Source organism: Haloferax massiliensis (assembly GCF_001368915.1).
In the GTDB taxonomy this organism is placed as follows: domain Archaea; phylum Halobacteriota; class Halobacteria; order Halobacteriales; family Haloferacaceae; genus Haloferax; species Haloferax massiliensis.
The window spans coordinates 1,558,043-1,580,105 of the sequence record NZ_CSTE01000002.1 but is presented as its reverse complement, the minus strand read 5'-3'; the positions used below and the strand labels follow the sequence as shown (position 1 = coordinate 1,580,105).

General features: G+C 67.4%; 20 protein-coding genes. 9 read left to right on the top strand and 11 right to left on the bottom strand.

Going from position 1 to position 22,063, the window contains the following annotated elements; all coding sequences use genetic code 11:
- Positions 1–87: 87 nt before the first annotated feature.
- Positions 88–1,746 carry a methyl-accepting chemotaxis protein gene (locus BN996_RS12145; protein ID WP_089779341.1) on the top strand — a complete coding sequence of 553 codons (1,659 nt, stop codon included), beginning with the start codon at positions 88–90 and terminating at the stop codon, positions 1,744–1,746.
- 47 nt (positions 1,747–1,793) lie between these two features.
- Here the strand turns inward: BN996_RS12145 and ubaA are convergent, their stop codons facing one another.
- The gene (gene ubaA, locus BN996_RS12140) at positions 1,794–2,606 is read right to left on the bottom strand and encodes an SAMP-activating enzyme E1 (RefSeq protein WP_089779339.1); all 813 of its coding nucleotides are present in this window, start codon (positions 2,604–2,606) and stop codon (positions 1,794–1,796) included.
- A 139-nt stretch (positions 2,607–2,745) separates the two neighbouring features.
- Here ubaA and BN996_RS12135 point away from each other — a divergent pair, with 139 nt between their 5' ends.
- Both BN996_RS12135 and BN996_RS12130 read left to right on the top strand, forming a co-directional pair.
- Positions 2,746–3,099, top strand: a complete 354-nt coding sequence (locus BN996_RS12135; protein WP_089779337.1) for a rhodanese-like domain-containing protein UbaB — start codon at positions 2,746–2,748, stop codon at positions 3,097–3,099.
- A gap of 36 nt (positions 3,100–3,135) precedes the next feature.
- A complete protein-coding gene (locus BN996_RS12130; protein WP_089779334.1) occupies positions 3,136–3,723 on the top strand; it encodes a hypothetical protein in 588 nt (195 codons plus the stop codon).
- A 30-nt stretch (positions 3,724–3,753) separates the two neighbouring features.
- Here BN996_RS12130 and BN996_RS12125 read toward each other — a convergent pair whose 3' ends face one another.
- Positions 3,754–4,344, bottom strand: a complete 591-nt coding sequence (locus BN996_RS12125; protein WP_089779332.1) for a 50S ribosomal protein L15e — start codon at positions 4,342–4,344, stop codon at positions 3,754–3,756.
- Between the two features lie 243 nt (positions 4,345–4,587).
- On the opposite strand from BN996_RS12125, the gene BN996_RS12120 reads away from it, so the two are divergent.
- A complete protein-coding gene (locus BN996_RS12120) occupies positions 4,588–5,460 on the top strand; it encodes a hypothetical protein (protein WP_089779331.1) in 873 nt (290 codons plus the stop codon).
- A gap of 61 nt (positions 5,461–5,521) precedes the next feature.
- Here the strand turns inward: BN996_RS12120 and BN996_RS12115 are convergent, their stop codons facing one another.
- The 3 genes from BN996_RS12115 to BN996_RS12105 are packed head-to-tail and all read right to left on the bottom strand — an operon-like array spanning position 5,522 to position 8,825.
- Positions 5,522–6,598 carry a sugar ABC transporter permease gene (locus BN996_RS12115; protein ID WP_089779329.1) on the bottom strand — a complete coding sequence of 359 codons (1,077 nt, stop codon included), beginning with the start codon at positions 6,596–6,598 and terminating at the stop codon, positions 5,522–5,524.
- The gene (locus BN996_RS12110) at positions 6,595–7,530 is read right to left on the bottom strand and encodes a carbohydrate ABC transporter permease (RefSeq protein WP_089779327.1); all 936 of its coding nucleotides are present in this window, start codon (positions 7,528–7,530) and stop codon (positions 6,595–6,597) included. Before BN996_RS12110 ends, BN996_RS12115 begins: the two co-directional genes overlap by 4 nt.
- Before the next feature lie 5 nt (positions 7,531–7,535).
- Positions 7,536–8,825 (bottom strand): substrate-binding domain-containing protein, encoded by a 1,290-nt coding sequence (locus BN996_RS12105; RefSeq protein ID WP_089779325.1) that lies wholly within the window; start codon positions 8,823–8,825, stop codon positions 7,536–7,538.
- 229 nt (positions 8,826–9,054) lie between these two features.
- On the opposite strand from BN996_RS12105, the gene BN996_RS12100 reads away from it, so the two are divergent.
- Positions 9,055–10,188: an ABC transporter ATP-binding protein gene (locus tag BN996_RS12100; protein ID WP_089779323.1), complete on the top strand. Its 1,134-nt coding sequence runs from the start codon at positions 9,055–9,057 to the stop codon at positions 10,186–10,188.
- 67 nt (positions 10,189–10,255) lie between these two features.
- Here the strand turns inward: BN996_RS12100 and BN996_RS12095 are convergent, their stop codons facing one another.
- Positions 10,256–12,262, bottom strand: coding sequence for a DUF7997 domain-containing protein (locus BN996_RS12095; RefSeq protein ID WP_089779321.1), 2,007 nt, complete (start codon positions 12,260–12,262; stop codon positions 10,256–10,258).
- 104 nt (positions 12,263–12,366) lie between these two features.
- Between BN996_RS12095 and BN996_RS12090 the strand changes: the two genes are divergently transcribed.
- The 3 genes from BN996_RS12090 (at position 12,367) to BN996_RS12080 (ending at position 16,562) form a co-directional block, all read left to right on the top strand.
- Complete coding sequence (locus BN996_RS12090; protein ID WP_089779940.1) at positions 12,367–14,547, top strand: alpha-amylase family glycosyl hydrolase; 2,181 nt, start codon at positions 12,367–12,369, stop codon at positions 14,545–14,547.
- A 5-nt stretch (positions 14,548–14,552) separates the two neighbouring features.
- Complete coding sequence (locus tag BN996_RS12085) at positions 14,553–15,623, top strand: TrmB family transcriptional regulator (RefSeq protein ID WP_187367421.1); 1,071 nt, start codon at positions 14,553–14,555, stop codon at positions 15,621–15,623.
- A 99-nt stretch (positions 15,624–15,722) separates the two neighbouring features.
- Positions 15,723–16,562 carry a YihY/virulence factor BrkB family protein gene (locus tag BN996_RS12080; RefSeq protein ID WP_089779318.1) on the top strand — a complete coding sequence of 280 codons (840 nt, stop codon included), beginning with the start codon at positions 15,723–15,725 and terminating at the stop codon, positions 16,560–16,562.
- A gap of 25 nt (positions 16,563–16,587) precedes the next feature.
- On the opposite strand, the gene BN996_RS12075 is transcribed toward BN996_RS12080, so the two are convergent.
- Positions 16,588–16,803: a DUF1328 domain-containing protein gene (locus tag BN996_RS12075; protein WP_209446888.1), complete on the bottom strand. Its 216-nt coding sequence runs from the start codon at positions 16,801–16,803 to the stop codon at positions 16,588–16,590.
- 519 nt (positions 16,804–17,322) lie between these two features.
- Here BN996_RS12075 and BN996_RS12065 point away from each other — a divergent pair.
- Positions 17,323–17,991, top strand: coding sequence for a helix-turn-helix domain-containing protein (locus BN996_RS12065; RefSeq protein WP_089779314.1), 669 nt, complete (start codon positions 17,323–17,325; stop codon positions 17,989–17,991).
- Between the two features lie 127 nt (positions 17,992–18,118).
- Here the strand turns inward: BN996_RS12065 and BN996_RS12060 are convergent, their stop codons facing one another.
- From BN996_RS12060 to BN996_RS12045, 4 genes are all read right to left on the bottom strand, one after another.
- Entirely contained in the window at positions 18,119–19,027 is a 909-nt protein-coding gene (locus BN996_RS12060; RefSeq protein ID WP_089779312.1) for a serine/threonine-protein kinase RIO2, read from the bottom strand.
- A 219-nt stretch (positions 19,028–19,246) separates the two neighbouring features.
- A complete protein-coding gene (locus BN996_RS12055) occupies positions 19,247–20,008 on the bottom strand; it encodes an MBL fold metallo-hydrolase (RefSeq protein ID WP_089779310.1) in 762 nt (253 codons plus the stop codon).
- Between the two features lie 79 nt (positions 20,009–20,087).
- Positions 20,088–20,855 carry a helix-turn-helix domain-containing protein gene (locus BN996_RS12050; protein ID WP_089779309.1) on the bottom strand — a complete coding sequence of 256 codons (768 nt, stop codon included), beginning with the start codon at positions 20,853–20,855 and terminating at the stop codon, positions 20,088–20,090.
- Between the two features lie 149 nt (positions 20,856–21,004).
- Positions 21,005–22,060 carry a sensor histidine kinase gene (locus tag BN996_RS12045; protein WP_089779307.1) on the bottom strand — a complete coding sequence of 352 codons (1,056 nt, stop codon included), beginning with the start codon at positions 22,058–22,060 and terminating at the stop codon, positions 21,005–21,007.
- Positions 22,061–22,063: the final 3 nt, after the last annotated feature.

Below are 22,063 nucleotides of genomic sequence, written 5' to 3'. Positions count from 1 at the left end.
TAGAAGATACCGCTTCTGTACCATCGAATATCAACAATGATAGCTCGAAGCGTAGCGTTATACCGGCAATCGACGTGAGGTAGACGCATGGACCTGCTTTCGCGACTCGCGGCGCTGGTCCCGGGGGCCGGGGCTCGGACGCGGACCGACGGCGGCGCACAGGCGGACGAACGAGAGACGGTCGCGGCGGCGGCCGAGCAGTTGCACGCCGGTGCCCTGCTCGACGGCGTGGGGATGCCGGTGTTCGTCCTCGACGCCGACGGTCGAATCATCGCGTGGAACGCCCCGATTACGACGCTCACGGGCGTCCCCGCTGCGGAGGCGCTCGGGTCGGAACACGTGAGCGAACTGTTCTACCCGGACGGCCGGCGGGCGAAGACCCTCGCCGACAAGGTGCTCGACGACCCGCGGGGCGCCGACGTGGTCCACGGACTCGACGTGGTCGACGAGGGCCGCCGGCTCTACCGCGACACCAGCACGATGACGGACAGACACGGCGCGAAGCGGCACATCTCGTTCACCGCTCAACCGCTGTTCGAGGGCGACGAACTCGTCGGCGTGGTCGAGGCCGTCCACGACCGGACCGACGCGGTGGAGAAACAGCGGGCGTCCGAGGCGCTCGTCGAGGAGGTCTCGGCCACCATCGGGAGCCTCACCGCCGGCGACCTCTCGGCCCGGGCGTCGTTCACGGACGACCGCGGCGTCCTCGACGACGAGACGCTGGCGGTCGTCTCGGACCTCAACGAGATGGCGACCCGGTTCGACCGCCTCGCCAGCGAGGTCGACGCCACGACCGCCGACCTCGGCGGGGCGATTCAGCGGGCCGCGACCGCCGCGACCGACATCGAGTCGCAGGTCACGGAGCAGGCGGACCTCCTCTCGACGGGCGCGGAGGAGATGCAGGAACTGTCGGCCAGCATGGAGGAGATCGCCGCCACCTCAGACGAGGTCGCGTCGGCGGCGAACCAGGCCCGCGTGGCCGCCGAAAACGGCCACGAGGCCGGACAGAGCATCAGAACCGCGACCGACCAGGTCATCGATATCTCCGACGAACTGCTCGACAGCGTGACCGAACTGCAACAGCGCATGGGCGTCATCGAGGAGGTCGTCGAGGTCATCGCCGAAGTCGCAGACCGGACGAACCTGCTCGCGCTCAACGCGAACATCGAGGCCGCCCGGGCGGGCGAGGCCGGCGAGGGCTTCTCGGTCGTCGCCGACGAGGTCAAACAGCTCGCCAACCAGACCCACGAGCACACGGAGGAGATCGCCGACAGCATCACGGAGATTCAGGAACAGGCCGACGAGACGGTGCTGGCCTCCGAGCAGTCCCACGAGCAGATTCAGGTCGCCTCCGGCGAAATCGAGGACGTGCTCGCCTCGCTCTCCGAAATCGCCGACGCCGCGGATTCCGCGGCCAACGGCGTCACCGAGGTCGCCCGCGCGACCGACTCGCAGGCGACGAACATCGAGGAGGTCACGAGCACGATTCAGACGGCCCAAGAGCACGCGACCGCCGCCGAGTCGTCGACGACCGACATCACCGACGCGACGGCCGACCAGACGGTCGCGCTCGACGCGCTCGCCGACCGGGTGGACGCCCTCGTCGGCGGCGACGCCGCGGCGGTCGAGGAACTGGACGCGATGGACTTCGACGACGCGGTCGACGGCGCGGACGCCGACTCGGTCCGCGCGGCGACCGACGGCGGGTCCGACGACGAGTTCGGCGGGTTCCAGTTCGACCGGTAGCGCGACCGACTCGGAGCGTTCGACGACGCCGCGTTGGAGTTCTCTCCTCAGTCGAGGCTGATCGCGCAGCTCTCGACGTAGTCGATGTCCTCGATGGAGTCGACGCCGCCCTCGCCGCAGACGGGGCAGTCCGGGTTCTTCCGGTACGGGACCGTCTCGAACGTCATGTCCATGGCGTCGTAAAACAGGAGCCGCCCGTCGAGCACCTCGCCCTCGTCGAGCAGGAGCTTCATCGCTTCCGTCGCCTGAATACAGCCGACCGTTCCGGGGAGGACACCGAGGACGCCCGTCGTCGCGCAGTCGGGGACGGTCCCCGGCTCGGGCGCTTCGGGGAACAGACACCGGTAACACGGCCCCTCGGGGACGAGCGTCGTCGCCTGCCCCTCGAACTTGTATATCGCGCCGTGGACCAGCGGGATTCCCTCGAAGCGACAGACGTCGTTGAGCAGGTAGCGCGTCGGGAAGTTGTCCGAGGCGTCGACCACCACGTCCGCGTCGGCGACGATTTCGTGGACGTTCGACTTGTCCACGCGGGCCTCGACCGGTTCGACCGACACGTCGGGGTTGAGCCCGCGGACGAACGCGGCGGCGCTCTCGGCCTTCGGGGTTCCCACGTCGTCGTCGCGGTGGATGACCTGCCGCTGGAGGTTGCTCCGCTCGACCGCGTCGTCGTCGACGACGACGAGTTCGCCGACGCCGACCGCCGCGAGGTACTGGATGGCCGGCGCGCCCAACCCGCCCGCGCCGACGACGACGACCCGCGCGGAGAGCAGTCGCCCTTGCCCCTCCGGGCCGACCTCGTCCATGATGATGTGCCGCGAGTAGCGGTCCAACTGGGTGGCGTCGAGTGAGAGCGTCATATCCCGAGGTTGGCGTCGCCCCCGAATAAAGCCGCGGCACGGGCGCGCCCCGCGTCTCGACTCTCAGCCCGTCGTCGCTACCGCCGACGACATCGCCGGAAGCGACGCGCCTTTGGCGCTCCGCCCGCTCACGTCGGGTATGGTCGCCGAGACGACGCCCGACGAACTACGCGAGAGACTGGCCGACGACGACGAACTCGCCGTCGTCGACATCCGAGACCCCTCGTCGTACGCGTCCGGACACATCCCCGACTCGGAGAACCTCCCGGCGGCGACGCTCGGCCCCGAGGTGTTCGACCGCGAGTGGCCCGCCGAGGTCGTCGTCTCGTGTTACGTCGGCAAGAGTTCGAAGCAGGTCGCCTCGGTGCTCGACGACAACGTCGACGCCGACGTGTCCAGCCTCCGCGGCGGCTTCGACGCGTGGGACGGCGCGGTCGAAGACGGCTCCGCGGACGAGGGCGAAGCGGACCTCGGTCCCACGTCGCCGTTCTGACAAAATTTTATCAAGAGTCGCGTCGGAGTCCGGCGTATGGCTCTCCCTCTCGGATTGCTCCCCGTCTTCGTCCTCGCGCTGACCGTCGGTGTCGCCACAGTCGTGACGCTCGGCGCACACCTGTTGTGGCGCGGGTGGGACCGCCCGTTTCAGTTCGCCCTCCAGCGCGCGTTCTTCGCGGCGGGTGTGTTCTACCTCGGCGTGACCGTCGTCGTGTGGGTCGTCGCCGGCGGCAGTTCGATGTGGGAAGTCGCGGCGACGATTCTCGTCGCGGGCGTCGCCGCCGCCGGCGTGTTGTGGACGCTGCCGCTCCTCGTAGGACAGCGGCTCGTCGCCCGGTTCCAACAGCTCGACTCGGAGACTGCCCTTCGGTTTGCGACCTACGGGTGGCCGATTGCGATGTTGGTCGTCGCCACGCTCTTCGTCGCACCCGGTGGACTCACCGACGGCCACCTCTTTTCGCTCGGCGGTCCGCAGATGTGTCTCGTCGGATTCTGTGGCGTTAGCCGCGCCGTCGTCGCCGTCGTCGTTCTCCAAGTCGTCGTCGCACTCGTGGGACCGGGTCTCGTCGGTGCGGGACTGTACGCCACTCGATGGGACGCGCTATCGCTCGACGGTCGATAAAGAGAGAAAGTTGGCGCGGTGCGCGGGGCGTTACTTGCCGCGGCCGTTGCCGGAGCGGATGGAGGGACGGATGTGCTCCGTGCCCTTGCCGCGGTTCTGGAGACCGCGGTTCTTCTTGCCCGCGTTGGTGAGACCGCGGAAGGCGCGGCCGTCGTGGGTGTCGTCGCAGATCCAGTTGAGGTCGTCGTCGTTCTGGATGGCCGGGTGCTCGGGGTCGACGAGGATGACTTCCTGCCACTTCTGGGAGCCGTCCTGTCCGACGCCGTAGGAGTTCAGCACGCGCAGGTTGGGGTGCTTGCGCGAGGCGCGCTCCTCCGCGATGCGCGGGATGGACTTGCGGCGGCCGATGCGGTTGACGCCCTGGCGCTTCGTGCGGCGGCCGGCCTTGTGGCGCTGTTTGCGCGCGCCGCCCTTGCGGACGGAGACGCGGACCACGACGATGCCCTGCTTGGCCTTGTAGCCGAGCTCACGGGCCTTGTCGAGGCGGGTGGGGCGCTCGATGCGCTCGATAGCGCCCTGCTCGCGCCACTCCTGTTTTCGCTGCCACTGGAGTTCGGCCAGCTTGCCTTCCTTCGGGGTCTTCCACGCTTCCTTGATGTGGGAATAGAAGCTTCGTGCCATTGTGTATCACCGCGGGCGCTTGCGATTCAGTCCGTCGGGGAACTCCCCTGAGACCACATTTCGTCCCGTGCGTGACGGGTGCCCTCTGGCGTGCCCGCGTTGCCAGCGAGTTGGCGGATTTTCCCTATGGGGAGGGTTAAGAACTTCGGATTAACAGCGGGTGTGCGAACGAGAGCCAATGGTCGGCGCTGGCGAGGTGTCCTGTCAGCACATTATAATACGGCGGCGGTGTCGTATCGGAACGTGCCCTCTTCGGATACGCCTTCCACGCGGAAACAGGTCCTCGTCGCTGCCCTTCAGTGGGGTCTGGTGCAGGCCTTCGTCTTGGATACCCTCGGCGGACTCCTCGGGAACTACTACCGAGCGACGACAGCCGCGTTCTTTCCGCCCGACTGGGTGACGTCGATTCAGTTCGCCGCACCGCTCGGACTCGTCGTCGGCGCGCTCGGTGGGTACCGTTGGATTACGACTGGCCGGGGTTCGACGTCGCCGTCGGCCCACCGTCGTCGCGTCGTCTTCGTCGGGTCGTTCGTCGTTTGCTGGGCGCTTGCTATCGTCCCCACGATGGCGTTCCAGTTGCTGCTCGGCGAGCGGCTGTTTACGGTCCCGTTCTTCGTCCTTCCGACTCTCACCGCCGTCGCCGCATTCGGTGTCGCGCACCTGCTCGCCTATCGGGTCGACCGCGAGTGGTACCGTCGCCACCGCGGCAGGCTTCTCGGGTCGGCGAGGGGTGCTATCGTCGGGCTGATTCTCGGCATGGCCGGGTTCGCCGTCTACGGGAGCTACCTCGCGGCGACACGGACGAACTTCAGTCTCGACGGTGGGCCAGCAACTGTGGTGGCGACTTGTCTCGGCGCAGTTGCCGGCTACGCCCTCACCGACTCCGAACGCGGTGGGGACCGCGCGGCGGAGTTTCTCGTCGTCCTCCTGCCCTCGCTTCTCGTGTTGAGTCTCCTGATGGGACTCGTCTCGGCCGCGTTCACCGTACTCGGAGTGTCGGACCTCGTCTCCTCGTCCGCCACGTTCGTTCTCCCGGTTGTGTTCTCCCTCGGTTTGGCGAGTTATCTGACGTACCGGGCGGAGACGAGAGTCTACGGACGACTTGTTGGTCAGTGACGCGTACTCGGCGGTAGAGACCCCCAAACGGAAAGAGAGGCGCGCGTCGGCGGCCCGACGCCTATCCTTCCATCCCGCCGAACGACAGGCCACCTTCGATGTAGCGCTGTGCGAACAGGTAGATGAGCATGATGGGCGCGGCGAACGTGAGCGCGAACGCCGAGAACCGGGCCCACGGGATGGAGTACCGGCCGACGAGCGAGTACAGCCCGACGGGCAGGGTGTAGTTGTCCGTCGAAAGCAGCGTCTGGGCGACGACGAACTCGGTCCATCCGGTGAGGAAGGTGAAGATGAACACCGTCGCCAGCCCCGCCTTCGACAGCGGCAGGATGACCTCGGTGACGATTTTCCACGACGGCGCGCCGTCTATCATCGCGGCCTCCTCGTAGGAGACGGGAATCCCGTCCATGTACGTCTTCAGGAGCCACGTGTTGAACGGGACCGCGGTGGCGGCGTAGTACGCCGACAGCGCGAGCTTGTCGTCGTTGAAGCCGAACTGGACGAACAGGGCGTACAGCGCGATGAGGAGCGCGACGCCCAGCCCGCCGCCGATTTGGGTGAACAGGACGTAGCCGTACAGCACCTTCGAGCGGCCGATGAACTGCCGGCGCGACAGCGCGTACGCGCCGGGGACGATGAGACACATGGCGAGTATCACCGTCGGAATCGCCACGGTGAGGCTGTTGGCGAAGAACCGCTTGAACTCCGAAGTCTCCGTGACGCCGTACTGCGACACGTCGAGGAACGTCAGTTCGGGCGTCTGGAGGAACACCTCGTAGCCGCCGAGGCCGATGCTGATTCGGTAGCTCGGGACGATGAGGTCGCCGACGACCCAGAGGAACGGCTCGATGGTCGGGTCAGCCGGCCACAGGCGAATCCCGCTCGACGAGTACAGCGACGCGCCGGTGCCCGAGAAGGCTCCGACGGCGACCCAGTACAGCGGGAACAGCAGGAGCGCGACGACGACCGCGGCACCGAGGGTGACGCCGGCGGTCTTCAGCACGGTCGCGGGGCTGATGCGCCCCTCGCGGACGCCTTCGAGGGTGTACTTGGCGTCCTTGAGCGACTCGACGGGAGCCATCGCGGCGTTCCGCGCGTCGTCGGCGAGTTCGGCCGCGATGTCGGAGATGACGCTCATGCGTCGTCCACCCCGTCGGCGAGCTGTCCCTTCTTGACGTTCAGCATCATGAAGACGCCGATGACGGCCACGGCGACCAGCATGATGGCCGCGCCCTCGCCGTACTTCTGGAAGCGGAACGCCTCGCGGTAGCCGTAGACGATGAGGAGTTCGTTCGTCCGCGACGGCCCGCCCTGATTGAACACGTACGGGATGAGGAACTGCTGGAACGACGCCGCGGCGGTGAGAATCGAGGCGAACAGCACGGGGCGCTTGATAGAGGGGAGCGTCACGTGCAGGAAGCGGGCGAAGAAGCCCGCGCCGTCAATCATCGCCGCCTCGTGGAGTTCCTCGGACACGTCCTGGAGGGCGCTCACGGTGATGATGACCATGAACGGGTACGCCAGCCACGCCTCGGTGACGTTGTAGGCGAGGAAGGCCATCCAGCGGTCGGAGAGCCACGCGACCGAGCCGAGACCGGCCGCCCGGAGGAACTGGTTGGCGAGGCCGAACTCGGCCGAACTGAAGATGCCGCGCCAGATGGTGATGGTGAAGATGCCCGGGAGGCCGAGCGGGACGATGATGAGCGCGCGCATGAACCGCTTGCCGCGGACGCGCTTGCCCGTCACCACGAGACCGACGCCGAGACCGACGAGCACCTTGAGCGCGACCGACGTGGCGACGAACAGCCACGTCACGCCCATCGAGTTCCAGAACTGCCCGTCCGAGAGGACCCGAACGTAGTTGGCGAGACCGACCCACTGCTCTCTGCCCTGGAACAGCGTGGCCGGTTCCGCGTTGGTAAACGAGAGGTACACCAGATACAACACGGGAAACAGCATGAACGCGAGGAAGACGAACAGCCCCGGGAGCACCAAAACCAGGGGCAGGTCGTCCCTGCTCACCACCGGGCTGTCCGCGACGCGCTCGACGGCGCTGTCGACGACGCTCATCGTCCTTACTCCCAGTTAGACCGGATGTTCTCTTCGGCGCTCGTGAACGCGGCTTCGAGCTCCGCGTCGCCGTTTTTCACGCTGTTGAAGGCGTCTTCGAGCGGCCCCCACACGTCGCCCATGTTCGGGTGCGTCGGGATGGGCGTACCGAGCGAGACGGACTCCGAGAAGCCCCGGACGGCCTCGGGGAGGTCGTCGCTCGCGGCGAGTTCCTCGTGGACCGGGATGTAGCCGAACTCCTCGGCGTTCGCCGAGAGCACGTCCGTGTTCGTCGTGTACCACTCGGCGAACGCGCGGGACGCGGCCGCCGTCGCCTCGTCGCCCTCCAGCGTCGAGGTGAAGTAGAGCTGTTTGACCGTCGTGTACGGCTTGGGCTCCGCGTCGCCCTCGGGCGAGGGGAGCCGGGCGATGCCGGCGTCGATGTCGTTCGAGCGGACGTCGCCGAGGAACCACGGCCCGTTGATGGCGAAGGGCGCGTTGCCTTCGAGGAAGACCGCCGCCTGCGGGTCGTAGCCGGTGTCCTTCGGCTGGTACGGGACGAAGTTGTCGAGGATGAACTGGAACCCGTCGAGCGTCGCCTCGTTCGACAGGCCGAGTTCGACGTTCGACTCGTCGAAGTAGTAGCCGCCGAAGGCGTGCGCCCACGCGCTCATAAAGTAGGCGTCGAGCGGGTAGCTGAGCCCGTACATCCCGTTTTCGGGGTCGTGGTACTCCTCCATGACCGCCGTCATGTCGGCGACGGTCTCGGGCGCTTCGTCCACCATCTCGCGGTTGTAGATGAGGCCGACGGTCTCGGCCGCGTAGGGGAGCGCGACGGTCGCGCCGTCGAACTGGACCGCCTCCTGTGCGGGCTCGGTGTAGACCGAGAGGTCCACGTCCAACTGGTCGCTCTGGTCCGAGAGGAAGCCGTTCTGGTAGTACTCGCCGGTCCAGTCGTGGGCCCAGTCGAACATGCCCGCACCCTGCCCGGCCGGGATGGCGGAGGTCGTCTTCTTCCGGAGGTCGGCGATTTCGGCGGGCTTGGCCGTGTGGGTCGTCTCCGAGGTGAACGTCTCGGCGTTCGCTTCGAGCGCCTGTTTCTCGGCTTCCGCGCGCTGGTGCCAGAGCGTGAACGCCCCGCTCGGCCCCGCGGAGTCGGCGTCCGCCCCCGCGGTGGTCTCGTCGCCACCGTCGCCCTCCGCACCGCTCTGTTCGGGTGTCTGCGTCGAATCGGTCTCCGACACGCCCACGCAGCCCGCGAGTGCGCCGACGGCCGTCGTGCCTGCCAGTTGCTTCAGGATTGTGCGGCGGTTCATTGGCATAACGAATCTATGATGAACTATGTGTTCATATATTTAATAGTTCGGAATGACGCCCGCATTCGCGGCGAAAGTCGCCAGTTCGGCGAGCAGTGAGAACTTCGAGAACCGTCGATAGAAGGCGTCTCGTGGCATCGATAGCCGTTTGAAATTTAATACGAACTATTGCATCACAAATTCAGAAAATAGGAAAACGATTATGGACGATGGGGACAGACGGGGAGTAATGGCACGTCTCACGCTCGAAGCGCTTCGCAAGGAGTACGACCGGGGTCGCGTCGTCGCCGTCGAGGACCTCTCGCTCGACGTCGAGGACGGCGAGTTCATCACCGTCGTCGGCCCCTCGGGGTGCGGGAAATCGACGACGCTCCGCATGGTCGCGGGGCTCGAATCGCCCTCCGGCGGCGCGATTCGAATCGGCGGCGAGGACGTCACGGACCAGCACGCCCGCAAGCGCGACGTGGCGATGGTGTTCCAGAACTACGCGCTGTACCCGCACAAGACCGTCATGCAGAACATGGCGTTCGGCCTGCGGATGAGCACCGACCTCTCGAAGGACGAGCGCCGCGAGCGCGTCCGCGAGACGGCGTCGATGATGGGCATCGAGGACCTCCTCGACGACAAGCCCGACGAGCTTTCCGGCGGGCAGAAACAGCGCGTCGCGCTCGGCCGCGCCATCGTCCGCGAACCCGACGTGTTCCTGTTCGACGAGCCGCTTTCGAACCTCGACGCGAAGCTCCGAACCACGATGCGGACCGAGATTCAGCGCCTCCAGAACGAACTCGGAATCACCTCGCTGTACGTCACCCACGACCAGGAGGAGGCGATGACGATGGGCGACAGAATCGTCATCCTCAACGACGGGAAGCTCCAGCAGGTCGGCCGCCCGAAGGACGTGTACGAGAACCCCGCCAACGAGTTCGTCGGCGGCTTCGTCGGCTCGCCGTCGATGAACTTCCTCGACGTGTCGGTCGAACGCGAGGGCGACCGCCTCGCGCTCGTCGGCGACGGGGGCTTCTCGTACCGCCTGTCCGAGTCGTTCTCGGCGACGCTCCGCGAGGCCACCGACGCGACCGACCTCCGCGTCGGCATCCGACCTGAGGACGTACGCACGGCCTCGTCAGGCGCGAACGTCGTCGACTCGACCGTCGGCGTCGTCGAGCCCATCGGTTCGGACAACTACCTCCACCTCGACATCGGCCCGGACTTCATCGCCCGCGTCGACTCGGACGTCGAACCCGAGACGGGCGAGACGGTCGGCGTCACGTTCGACGAGTCGGACCTCCACGTCTTCCACCCGCGGACCGGCGAGTCGCTCCTCTCCCGCGAATCGAAGCGGCGGGCGGCCCCGACGCAGTAGTCGTGAAGAAGTAGTTCGCCGTTTTCTCTCGGTCCCCTCGCCGTTCGACAGCCGCGCCGCCGCCGACTTACATCCCGTCGAACGCGTCGTCGACGTCGAGCGTCGCCAGCGTCGCCAGCCGGAGCGCGTGCGGCCAGCCGAGCGGCGTCGCGCTGTCGGGCGTGCCGTCGTCGAAGAACTGCTCCGCGAGGTAGCCCCCGTCGGTGCACAGCGGGCCGTCGGGCAGGACGAGGTCGAGGAGCGCCCGGCCCTCGTCGGCGAACGCCCCCGCCCGGTCGTCGTCGTGGGCGGCCAGCAGGGCGGCGAGTTCGACGCCGGCGTTCGCGCCCCACGCGGTCGAGACGGTCCAAATCTTCTCCGAGGACTGCTCGCGCGTCCGCCAGTCGTCACCCTCGAAGCGGACGAGTCCCTTCACGTCGCTCTCGTCGGGGTCGTGCCAGAGCCCGTCGAAGACGGACTCGACGTGGCGGACGAGCCGGTCCAGTCGGTCGTTATCCACGGGTTCGAGTCGGTCGTAGGTCCGGTGGGCCGACGCGAGCGCGAGCGCGGCGGAGTCGTAGCGGTCGTCGAGTCCGCCGTCGGCGACGCGGAGCGCGTAACAGCCGCGGCCCTCGCTCCAGAGGAGGTCGATGCCCTCGTAGACCTCGCGGGCGCGCTCCGCGGCGCGGTCGGTCAGCGCCGAATCGAGGTCAGACAGCGCGAGTTCGGCGTAGGCTTCGAGGAACGTCGCCGCGGTGTGGCTGAACCTGCCGGTCATGTTCTCCCACGCGTTCTGGCAGTCCACGGGGAGGCCGTCGTCGCCGAGGGTGTCGTCGAGGCTGTCGAGGGCGAGCGCCAGCGTCCCCTCGATGTCGGCGCGGAGGTCGTCGTCGGCACAGCGGTCGTGGTAGGCCGCGAGGAAGGCGATGACGCTCCCGGTCTGGTCGGCCTGATAGTCGGCGTCGTCGCCGGATTCGAGGCGGGCGTTCGCCCAGCCGGGCGCGAGCGACCCGTCGAAGGGCCAGACGCGGTGGGGCCACGAGCCGTCCTCGCGCTGGGTGCGGCAGTAGGCGCGGGCGCTCCGCTCGTGCCACGCATCGAGGCCGAGGTCGAGTCGCTCGTCGGACTCGAAGAGGAATTTCGAGATTTCGGCGTCGTCGCGGAACCACGTGTAGCCGTAGCCGCCGGAGTAGGCGTAGTAGGGGTCGAAGTCGGGGCCGGCGATGCGGAGGCCGAGCGCCCCCGAAAGCAGCGAGAGCACGCGGACGTCATCTCGCATCGCGGCCGATTCGCGGTGGTCGGGAACCGCGCCCTCGACCTGTCCAGCGGCGCGCTCGCGGAGGTCGTCGAGGTCGCGCGCGACGAGGTCGCGGACGGTTTCGAGCGCCTCCTCGCGGTCCGTCTCGGTGTCGTCGGTGAGCAGGTGGCCGACCGCGGCCGCGCCCGCCTCGAACGGGACCGTCCCGACGATTGCGCCGCTCAGTTGGCCCTCCTCGTAGCAGTCGTCGGTGCGGGGCCGCGGCAGTTCGACCTCGCCCTCCGAGAGCAGTTCGTCGAAGCCCTCGGGAACCCGACCCTCGACGTGGTCGAACGCGGGCGACGACGCGAGGAAGTCGTGTTCCTCGGCGTGGTACGCCTCGACGGCGTCGCCGTGAGTCAGTTGCCCGACGAGCGTGTCGCGGCCGTCCGGCTGGAAGTGGACGAACGCGACGAGTTCCACGTCGGCGTCGGTCTCGAACCGACTGACGTGGCCGTCGCCGACCGCGAGGTCGTACTGGGTCACGTCGCCGTGGGGCGTCTCGTGGTCGGTGACGACGAGCGCGCCGTCGTCCGCGTACGACTGGCTCGCGCCCTCGTCGAACCAGTGGACGCCGGCCTCGTCGCCGACGGGACGGACGCCGAACCGGGAGCGCTCGACGCCCCAGAGCCCGGACAACGGGTAGCCGAAGTCGCGGAGCGAGCCGTCGGTCTCGACGTGGACCAACCGGCTGCCGAGGCCCGAAAACAGGCCGCTCGTCGTCCGTCGCTCGCCCGGGAACCGCGTCGGGTGGTCTGCGTGCCGCTTGTAGTCGGCCAGCGCGTCGCGTAGTTGCATCGCTGAGTCGTGGGGCCCCTGCAGATAATAATCTTGGTGTAATGTTCCTTCAAACTTTCATGCCGTTTCGAAACGGTAAGGGTCCCCCTCCCCCGAGGGTGGATATGCATCACCCCGGTCCGCCGCGAGTCACGACGGTCGGTCGTCCGGTCGAACTCGCTCCGAGAGCCCCGAAACGAGACGCAACGTACCGGTGGCGCGTCCTCGACGCGCCGGCCGAGAGCGCCGTCGCGGTCGGCTCCGGGCCGGTCGTCCACCTCGACCCCGACGTTCCCGGCACGTACCGCCTCGAACTCGACGCGCCGGACGACCGCCACGAACAGACCGTTCGCGCCTTCCCCGACGACCGCCGCCCGGCGACGATGACGGTCCCCGCGGCCGACCTCGAACCCGCGTCGCCCGACGAGGTGTCCGTCATCGGCCCGTTCAACGACCGCCTCGTCGGCCGCGACCGCCCGCGCCGCGCCGGCGACGACTACGCCCTCGACGTGGCGCTCCCGCCGGGCACGCACCCGTTCGGGTTCGCCCCGAACGACGACCTCGCGGAACAGGTCCGCGGCGAAGTCGCGGTTCCCGGACCGGGCCGCCCGCGGGTTCGACTCGACGCGCAGGAAGTTGCAGACGGAGACGAACTCGTCGTCGTCGCGGACGCGGAGCCCGCGCCCGACGCCGCGGAGGCGACGCTCGCCGTCGAGTTCCTGTTCGACGGCCGCGACGCGCTCGAACCGGGCGACTGCGAGATCGACGGCGACAGCCTGCGCGTGCCGGTCGAGACGCTCCGCGAGTCCGACTCGTCGGAACCGGTCCGCGTCCACGCCGTCGCGGTCCAGACGACGACCGAGTCGGAGGGGCCGTACGTCCGGCATTCGATTCTCGACACGCTGGTCGTGGACTCCGGGGACGCGGGCGGCGAACCCGGTTCCGGCCCCGCTGGCCTCGCCGTCTCGCGCCCCGGCGACGCGCCCGAGTGGGCCCACCACGCGACCGTCTACGAGGTGTTCGTCCGGTCGTTCGCCGGCGAGACGCCCGACCCGACGTTCGACGAACTCGCCCGGCGCGTCCCCTACCTCGACTCGCTCGGCGTCGACTGCCTGTGGCTCACGCCGATACTGGAGAGCCACACGACCCACGGCTACCACGTCACCGACTACTTCGAGACCGCCTCGGACCTCGGTTCGCGCGAGGACTTCGAGGCGCTCGTCGACCGCTGTCACGACGCCGGCATCCGCGTCGTCTTCGACCTCGTCATCAACCACACGTCGCGGGACCACCCGGCCTTCCAGTTCCACTCGACCGGCGTCCCCGGCTACGAGGACCACTACGCCCGCGTCCCCGAGCGCGAGGACCCCTCCGACGTCGACTGGGGCGGCCCCGGCGCGGCGGAACACTACTTCAACTGGACGCGCATCCCGAACCTCAACTACGACTCGCCCGCGGTCCGGTCGTGGATGCTCGACGTGGTCGCCGAGTGGGCCGGCGTCGTCGACGGCTTCCGCTGCGACGTGGCGTGGGGCGTCCCTCACGGCTTCTGGAAGGAGGTCCGCGAGCGGGTGAAGGCCGACGACCCCGACTTCCTGCTCCTCGACGAGACCATCCCGCGGGACCCCGCGTACCACGAAACCGAGTTCGACGCCCACTACGACACGACGCTGTACGGGGCGCTCCGCGAGGTCGGCGCGGGCGAGAAACCGGCGACGGCCATCTTCGACGCCGTCGCCGACGCCCGCTGGCACGGCTTCCCCGACGACGCCGTGCAACTCCGGTACGTCGAGAACCACGACGAGGAGCGCTACCGGAGCGCGGTCGGCGACGACGCGCTTCGGGCGGCCGCGGCCGCGACGTTCACGCTCCCCGGCGCGCCGATGATTTACTACGGCCAAGAGACCGGCGTCGAAACCCAGCGCGGGACGATGCGCTGGTACGACGCCGACAGCGACCTCGTGGGCTTCCACCGGCGACTCTCCCGCCTCCGCGACGCCCACGAGGTACTCCGCGTCGGCGGCGTCGAACCCGTCCCCGCCGGCGTTGCTCCCGCCGGAGACGGCGGCGTCGAGTCCGACCGCGTGGTCGCGTTCGCCCGCGACGACGGCACCGACCGATTCGTGGTCGTCCTGAACTTCGACGGGGAGCCGACGACCGTCGAACTCGGCGCGGACGTCGAGGGGACCGACCTCCTGACGGGCGAGCGAGTCGGCGCGAACGACGCGGTCGGGGACGACGGGGGCGTCCGCGTCACCGTCGCCGACGCGGTCGTGCTCCGCGCCGTCGGCGAGTCGAGCCATTAAGTACCATGGTCGATGACAGTCCGACCATGGACGACCGGGAACTCGCCGACCTCCTGAAGCAGTTCGGGCTCTCAGAGAAGGTCGTCGACACGTATCTGACCCTGCTCGAACTCGGGGAGGCGAAGGCGAGTCAGATCGCCGACGCGGCGGGCGTCTCCAAGCGCTACGTCTACAGCGTGAGCAAGGAACTGGAATCGCGCGGGTTCGTGGAGATCAACGACCACGTCGTGCCGACCACGATTCGGCCGCTGCCGCCGATGGAGGTCATCGAATCGCTCTCCGAGAGCGTCGAGTCCATGCGCCCCGCGCTGGAGGAACGCTACACGGCCACCGCCCGCGACGAAGAGCGCTTCGAGGTCATCAAGTCCCGCGTGACGGTGCTCAAGCGCATCGCCGAGCTCGTCGGCCGCGCCGACTCCGAAATCACGCTGTCGCTCCCCTACGACGTGCTCGGCGAGGTCGAAGACGAACTCCGCGCCGCCCGCGAGCGCGGCGTCCTCGTCTCCCTCGTCGTCAGCGGCGTCGAACCGCACGACGACCTCGCGCTTGACGGCGCGGCCTCGCTCGTCCGCGTCTGGCACGAACTCATGCCCACGATGCTCACCGTCGACTCGCGGACGGGACTCATCTCCCCCGGCGAGATGGTCGCCCGGTCGAACTCCGAGTCGCAGGCCATCGTCTTCGCACAGCCCCACCTCGGGCCGGTCATCGTCGGCTCCTTCTTCGGGAACTACTGGCCGATGGCCGCCGAGGCGTACACGACCGACCCCGACCCGCTCCCGGCGACGTACCACAACTTCCGCCACGCCGTCCTGCAGGCCGCCCTCTGCGACCGGGCGGGCATCGACCTCGACGTGACCGTCCGCGGGCGGATGGTCCACACCGACGGCCCGACCGAACTCCGCGGCCGCGTGGTCGATATCCGTCAGGGCCTCCTCGAACCCGCGAACAACTCCTTCCCGGTCGAGAACGCCTTCGTCATCGAGACGGCCGAGGGGACCTACAGCGTCGGCGGACAGGGCGCGTTCGTCGAGGACTTCGAGGCCGACTCCGTCGAGTTCGCGGCCGTCGAGTAGACCGACCGCCCCCGTTTCCGAGACGCCAGCGCCGCCGGCCGTGCGGTGCGTTCGCAGGCCCGCCACCGAATTATTACGTGGGCCTCTCGTTTGACGCTCATGGACCGCGACGGAGCCCGTCGCCTCGCCGCGCGGACGCTCGCCGTCACCCGCGAGAAGAACGTCACGGTGACGGCCGCGAGTCTCGCGTACTACGCGTTCAACTCGCTCGTCCCGCTGGCGCTCCTGCTTTTCGTCCTCGTCACGACGTACGGCCGGGTCGAGTCCCTGCTCCCCACGTTCGAACTGCTCCTCGGCCTCGACCTCTCGCAGTTCGAATCGACGCTCAGACAGGTGAGCGGGCAGTCGGCCGGGCGATTACGCGCGGCGGCGCTCGCCCTCGGCATCTTCCTCTGGAGTTCGTTCCGGCTGTTTCGGGGGATGGACAGCGTCTTCAGCGAGGTGTACGGCGCGCGAAAAGAGGTCTCGATGCTCAGGCGGTTCCTCAACAGCGCGCTCGTCATGGCGACGGTCGCGGTCGGCGTCGGCGTCATCGCCGCCGTCGGTCTCGTCGTCTCTTTCCGCGTGACACAACTGCTGTGGTCGGTCGCCGCGCCGATTCTCCTGTGGGTGGTGCTCACCGTGCTTTTCGTTCCGATGTACGCGCTGTTTCCGGGCGTCGACGTCGCCCCGCTCGAACCGGTTCCGGGGGCCGCGCTCGCGGCGCTCGGCTGGACGGCGTCGCTACAGGTGTTGCGCGTCTACTTCGGCGTCTCCCAGAGCATCGAACTCTACGGTGCCGCGGGCGGCGTCCTGCTCGTTCTGACGTGGCTGTACGTCGGCTCGCTGGCCTTGCTCCTCGGCGTCGTCGTCAACGCGGTGCTGGCGAACCGGGTCGACGCCGACGCCGACTGGTATCCCGGCGACGAGGCGACAGACGACGCTAACGGTGGCGCCTAGGCTCGAAAAACGTGTTCGGTCGTCCCTACAGCAGGAACGTGACGATGGCCAGCACGAGGAAGACGACGACGAGGATACGCGCGACCTTCATCGACAGCCCGGCGACTCCTCGGAAGCCGGCGAGTCCGGCGACGATAGCGAGTACGAAAAACACGATACCGTAGTAGAGGAGACCGCCGCCGCCGGCCTGCAGCGGCGCGGAAGCGGGCATGCCGAGCGCCGCGAGTGACGCGAGCGTCATCGACCGGCGGTGGGCGACGTCCCCCCGCGTTTCACCTCCCGCACGTGTGCGACGGGTTTCGGCGGCTTCGGAGCGCGAGCGTCTCCGGTCTCGTCGGCGTGAACTGTGTGTCTCATCGCGGTCGTGATTGCCGCCCGCGCACAATGAGGCCGGTCCCTGCATTGGCAAGGCTCGGTCCATCGCGGGGCGTGCTTCGCCGACGCCGACTTAGCGGCGGTTCAACGCTTCGGTGGCGAGTTGCGCCGCGAATCCGGCGCTGCTCCACCGGAGCGAGAACGCTCCGGCAGCCACCAATAGCACTCCCCGTTTGGTTCGCCCCTTCGTCAGCGCTCTGGCCCCCGCGACGACCGAGGTCACCGCGCTCAGCGCTTTCGTCCACTTCGAGTCCAGCAGTTGGTGTCCGATCACGCTCTGAACGAGTATCCGAAGCGGTGTAAGCGGCGGGCTTGCGCGTGCCCCGGGCCGCCCGCTGGGCGCGCCGCCCGCAGACAAATGTACCACGCTCGCCTATCCACCGCTATGGCAACTATCGTACGGGGAGCGATCCCGTCCGAAGAATTCGCGTTAGGTCACACGCTCTCCGCGCTTCCGGACGTCGAAATCGAGTGCGAACGCATCATCGAAAGCGGTGAACACACCGTGATGCCCCTGGTGTGGATTCGTCACGCCGACCGCTCGGACATCGACGACGCCCTGCGGGAAGACCCGTCAGTCGACGAAGTCACCTGTCTCTCCGAGTTCGACGACGAATTCCTCTACCGGATGGCGTGGGTCGACCACGTTCACCTGCTCCTGCAGATGATAACGAACTCTCACGCGACGATTCTCGACGCGTACGGCTGGGGCGACGAGTGGCAGTTCCGCGTACTCTACCCGGCTCGCGACGACTTCGCGCGAACGCACGACTTCGCGGCGGAACACGGGCTGAGATTCGAAGTCGAGTCGATTCGAGAGATGGACGCCGAACCGGCCGGCCGGTACGGCCTCACCGAAAGCCAGTTCAAGGCGCTCGTGACGGCGGCGCAGGAGGGCTACTTCGAAGTCCCCCGACGAGTCTCGCTCTCCGAACTGGCCGACAAGATGGGCGTCTCGCACCAGTCGCTCTCCGAGCGACTCAGACGGGGGACAGATGCGCTCGTCGAAGACTCTCTGCTCATCGGGTCGGTCCCGGACGACTTCCGGGACTGAGACGCCGGAACCCGAATTTCATATCGCAGTATGTGGTTTATTTTCACCCGTCGAGCGGTCTCCCAGCGGTCGAGACCGGTAGCTGACGCTCGTACGGGTGGAAACCGGGTCGTCGAGCGAAAGGCCGTCAGGCGTGGGCGGTGACGCTCTCGAACTCGTGTTCGGCGATGGCGGCCGACAGCGCGTCGATGTCGACGTCATCGGGCATCTCGGCGGGGTACTTGCGGCGGAAGTAGCCGACGATGTTCTTCGCGTCGCGCGCGAGGAGCTCGCGGGCGTTGTCGTGGTCGGTCGGGACGGCCTGCGGCCAGTCGAAGACCGTGATACCCTGTTCGCCGACCGCGACGTTGTACTCGGACATGTCGGCGTGGACGTAGCCGGCTTCGTAGGCGTCGGCCATCTCGGAGAGAATCAAGTCGAGGACGCCCGTCACCTGCTCGGGTTCGAGTTTCGCCTTGGCGAGTTCGACGCCGTCGAGCTTCGCCATGATGATTGCGTGGCGGTTGTGGTCGACGGGACGCGGGACCGACACTTTCGGAAACAGCGTTTCGAGCGCCTCGTACTCGCGTTCGGCCGCCTTGCGAGCGGTGTAGAGCCACGAGACGTGGTTGTTCTCGGAGGTGTAGTCGCGCTCGCGGCGCACCTCGCGGAAGTTGGTGTACCCCTCGCGGTGGAACTTGAGCGCCAGCGGCTTGAACGACTGCACCTCGAACACGTCGCTTTCCTTGCCGACGCCGAGCGGCGCGCCGAACCCCTGGATGGTGTCTCGCTGGGCGAACGTCCGGAGGGCGAGCGCGTCGTACCCCTCGACCGTGAGCTTGTACCCCTCGTACTGGATGGTCTTGCGCTCGACGAGCTCGCGGGTCATACAGCGGTCGATGCGGTAGTCGACCTCCTCGGCGGTCAGCCCCGAGTTCTTCGGGAGCTTCCCCCGGTTGACCCACTCGCTGAAGCGCATGCCCTGCTCGACGCCCGAGAGGAGATAGAAGTCCTCGGGTTCGAGTTCGGCCATGACGCCGGCGACGTTCCGTACCATGCACGTCCGTCCGTCGGCGAGGCGTAAAAGGCCCGCGAGTCGGCGAACGTCGCCCGCGATAAATCTCATGTGACGATACGAAATCGGGTGTGGCGACTCGCGGAGTGTCGGAAGATGGTGCTGGCGGTCGGCGTCTCGCGTCAGAACTGACCGGAGAAGTTGCTACGGAGAGGTGGTCTACCTATCGCTCGGGACCGTTAGTAGTCCGCGAAACTGCCGTTACAGAGACACCTGCTCACCGTCCTCGGGGACGAGGACGTTCTCGGTCTCCGCTCGCAGTTCCTCACGAGAGAGCAGACAGTGATTGATGGCTTCCATGTGGACAACTGCCACGGTCGCATCCGTGGCCTCCCGGACGGCCGCGATGTCCTCGACACCCATCGTGATTGGTTCGCCTTGGTCGAACTGTGCTTCCCCACCGTTGAGGACGACCATCTCAGGTTCGAACCGGTCGAGCGCTTCCGCTACCGGGTCGTACCAGATGGTGTCCCCGGCGATGTACAGCGATTTCTCGCCCTCGAAGACGAACCCGGAGACCGGACCCATCCCCTCGGCGAGTTCGCCGTGGCCGTGCTGGCCCGGCGCCCGGTGAATCGTCACCCCGTCGAACGACGTCTCGTCCTCGACGGGTCGCACGTCGGCGAAGCCCTCGTCACTGAACGCGTCTGCGTCCTCTGGTTGGCAGAACAGCGGCACGTCCGAATCGAGTTTCTCTCTGGCTGCCTCGTCCCAGTGGTCGGGGTGGCGATGCGTGACGACCACGGCGTCGTAGTCGAGTTCGACGTCCGGGAGCGGCACCAACGGATTTCGCTTCTGATTCGCCGTCGTGAGGAACTCGGGCACCGCCGGATTGTCCGTCACCGTCGGCATCTCGCCCTGCGGCGTGAACATGGGGTCAACGAGGAACGTGGTGTCATCGACCGTCGCAAGCACCGTCGCGTTTCGCACGAGTCGTACGCGAATCTCGGAGTCGCTTGTCATACGCACCTTGCTTGGGGAGTTGACCGGTTACGATTTGTTCTGAAATATTCCAACTCCCTCGGGTCGAGTGTGGTGGCGACTACTCGATGAATTCAACGTCTCCGAGGTCGAGGGACGTGTCGATATCGACCGTCATCGAATCGGCGGCGAACTGTTCGGCGAGCCACGCCTCGGCCCGGTTGAGTCGATACTGGAGCGTGGAACTCGGCACGCCGATTTCCTCGGCGATTTCGCTAACCGAGGCCTCTCGGGGTTCCTCGTAGTAGCCGTGAGTGAGTGCGGCTTCCAGTGCCGTCTTTTGCGCTGTCGTAAGGTCGTTCTGTGTTCGTCCGTCTTCGAGCAGGCAGGGCGGTTCGCCGAGTCGTTCGACCGTCAGCGAAAGTCCGTCCCGGAGATTCGCTCGAACCTCGTCGTGTAAGGCTCCGAGCGAGCCGTCGACGAGGAGGTTCCAGCGGAACTGGTCGCGGTGGCGTTCCGACCGCAGTATCACTCCCTCTCCGAGGTGGTTCGCGGCGGCGGTTGGGATCGACCGTCGGTCGTCGCCTTCCCGCTGGAGCGAGTAGATTTTCCGCGATTCCGGGTTCGACGAGAGAATCTCGCACCTGTACTCGGTGATCGGTGCGCCGCACATCCCAACCAGACTCGAATCTTGGGCGACCCGTTCGAGGCGCTCGTCGTACTCGTCGAGGCCGGACGGTGTGCCGACGAGTTTCTCGACGCCCCATACTGCCTCGCTGGTCGCTTGTACCTGCATCGACCGCGCGTACAAATCGGGGTGCTCGATGAAGGCGTCCATCAACGGGTCGACCCCTCGTTCGTACTCGACGGTGAACACGACCTCGCGCATTGTGGGATAGTTCCGCTCAGAGGGTATAACCACTCGGACTGGCCCCGACTCCAGAACCGCTCTTCTGGTCGGTTGTACGTCTCCCGAGCGGCCGATTCAGTCAGCGAACCCGAAAATAAGTCACTCCCCTCGCTTCCGCGGCTGTGGACTCACGCCGCGTCGAGGTGGAACTCGACGACTGCGCCCTCGTCGTCCTCGGTCGCCGGGAGCCGAAGCTCGCCGCCGTAGGCCTCCACGATCCACTTCGAGAGCCAGAGGCCCAGCCCGTTGCCGTGGGCGAGGTCGCTCTCTTCGACGTTCTGTTCGATGAGTTCGCGCTGGTGGTCGGGGATGCCCGGCCCGTCGTCCGCGATTCGCACGACGACCTCGCTGCCGACGCGCTCGTAGGTGATTTCGACCGTCGGGGCGGGGCCGGCGTGTTCGAGCGCGTTCTCGACGATTTCGCGGAACGCGATTTTCAGCTTCTTCCCGCCGACGACCGCGGCGGAGTCGTCGCCGCGGACGGTGATAGTCGCCTCCGGGTTGGCCGCCGAGCGGTCGTCGACCAGCGGTTCGAGGAGCGCGCGCGGGTCGACCGTCTCGCCCTCGGGGTCGCTGTCGACGAGTTGGGTGACGGTCTTGACCTGGTCGCTCATCGTTCCGAGGTCGTCGCCGGTCGCTTTCAGTCGCTCGCCGATGTGGACGGTCGCGTCGTCGCCGCCGTCAGTGGCGAGTTGGTCGCCCCAGCCGAGGAGCAACTGCGCGGTGTGTCGGAGGTTGTGGCGGACGAGCCGATTGATGACCGCCGAGCGCTTGTACTGCTCGGACAGCTCGCGGGCTCGAATCCGGCGCACGTCGTTGAGACCGATGAGGACGTGCGCGACGGCGCTCACGCCGACGACCACGGCGGCGCTGAAAAGCGGCTCGCTGACCGTTCCGCCCGCGGCCCGCTGGTAGCTCCCGATGAGTGCGAGGACGAACGCGGTGACGACGACGCCGAGGAGGTTCCAACCGGCGACGCGGTCGATGTGAACGGTCTTGAGGTCGCTTCGGTAGACGACTGGGCCGAGGGCGACGAAGAGCACCGAGATGACGAGTCCGAAGGCCGCAGCGACGAGTCCCGCGAGGTCGGATGCGACCGAGCCGACGCTGTTCGAGACGATGGCGAACAGGGCCAGCCCGGTGAGACTGAGCGACCCTGCGCTGACGAGACGAGAGACGTTCACAGT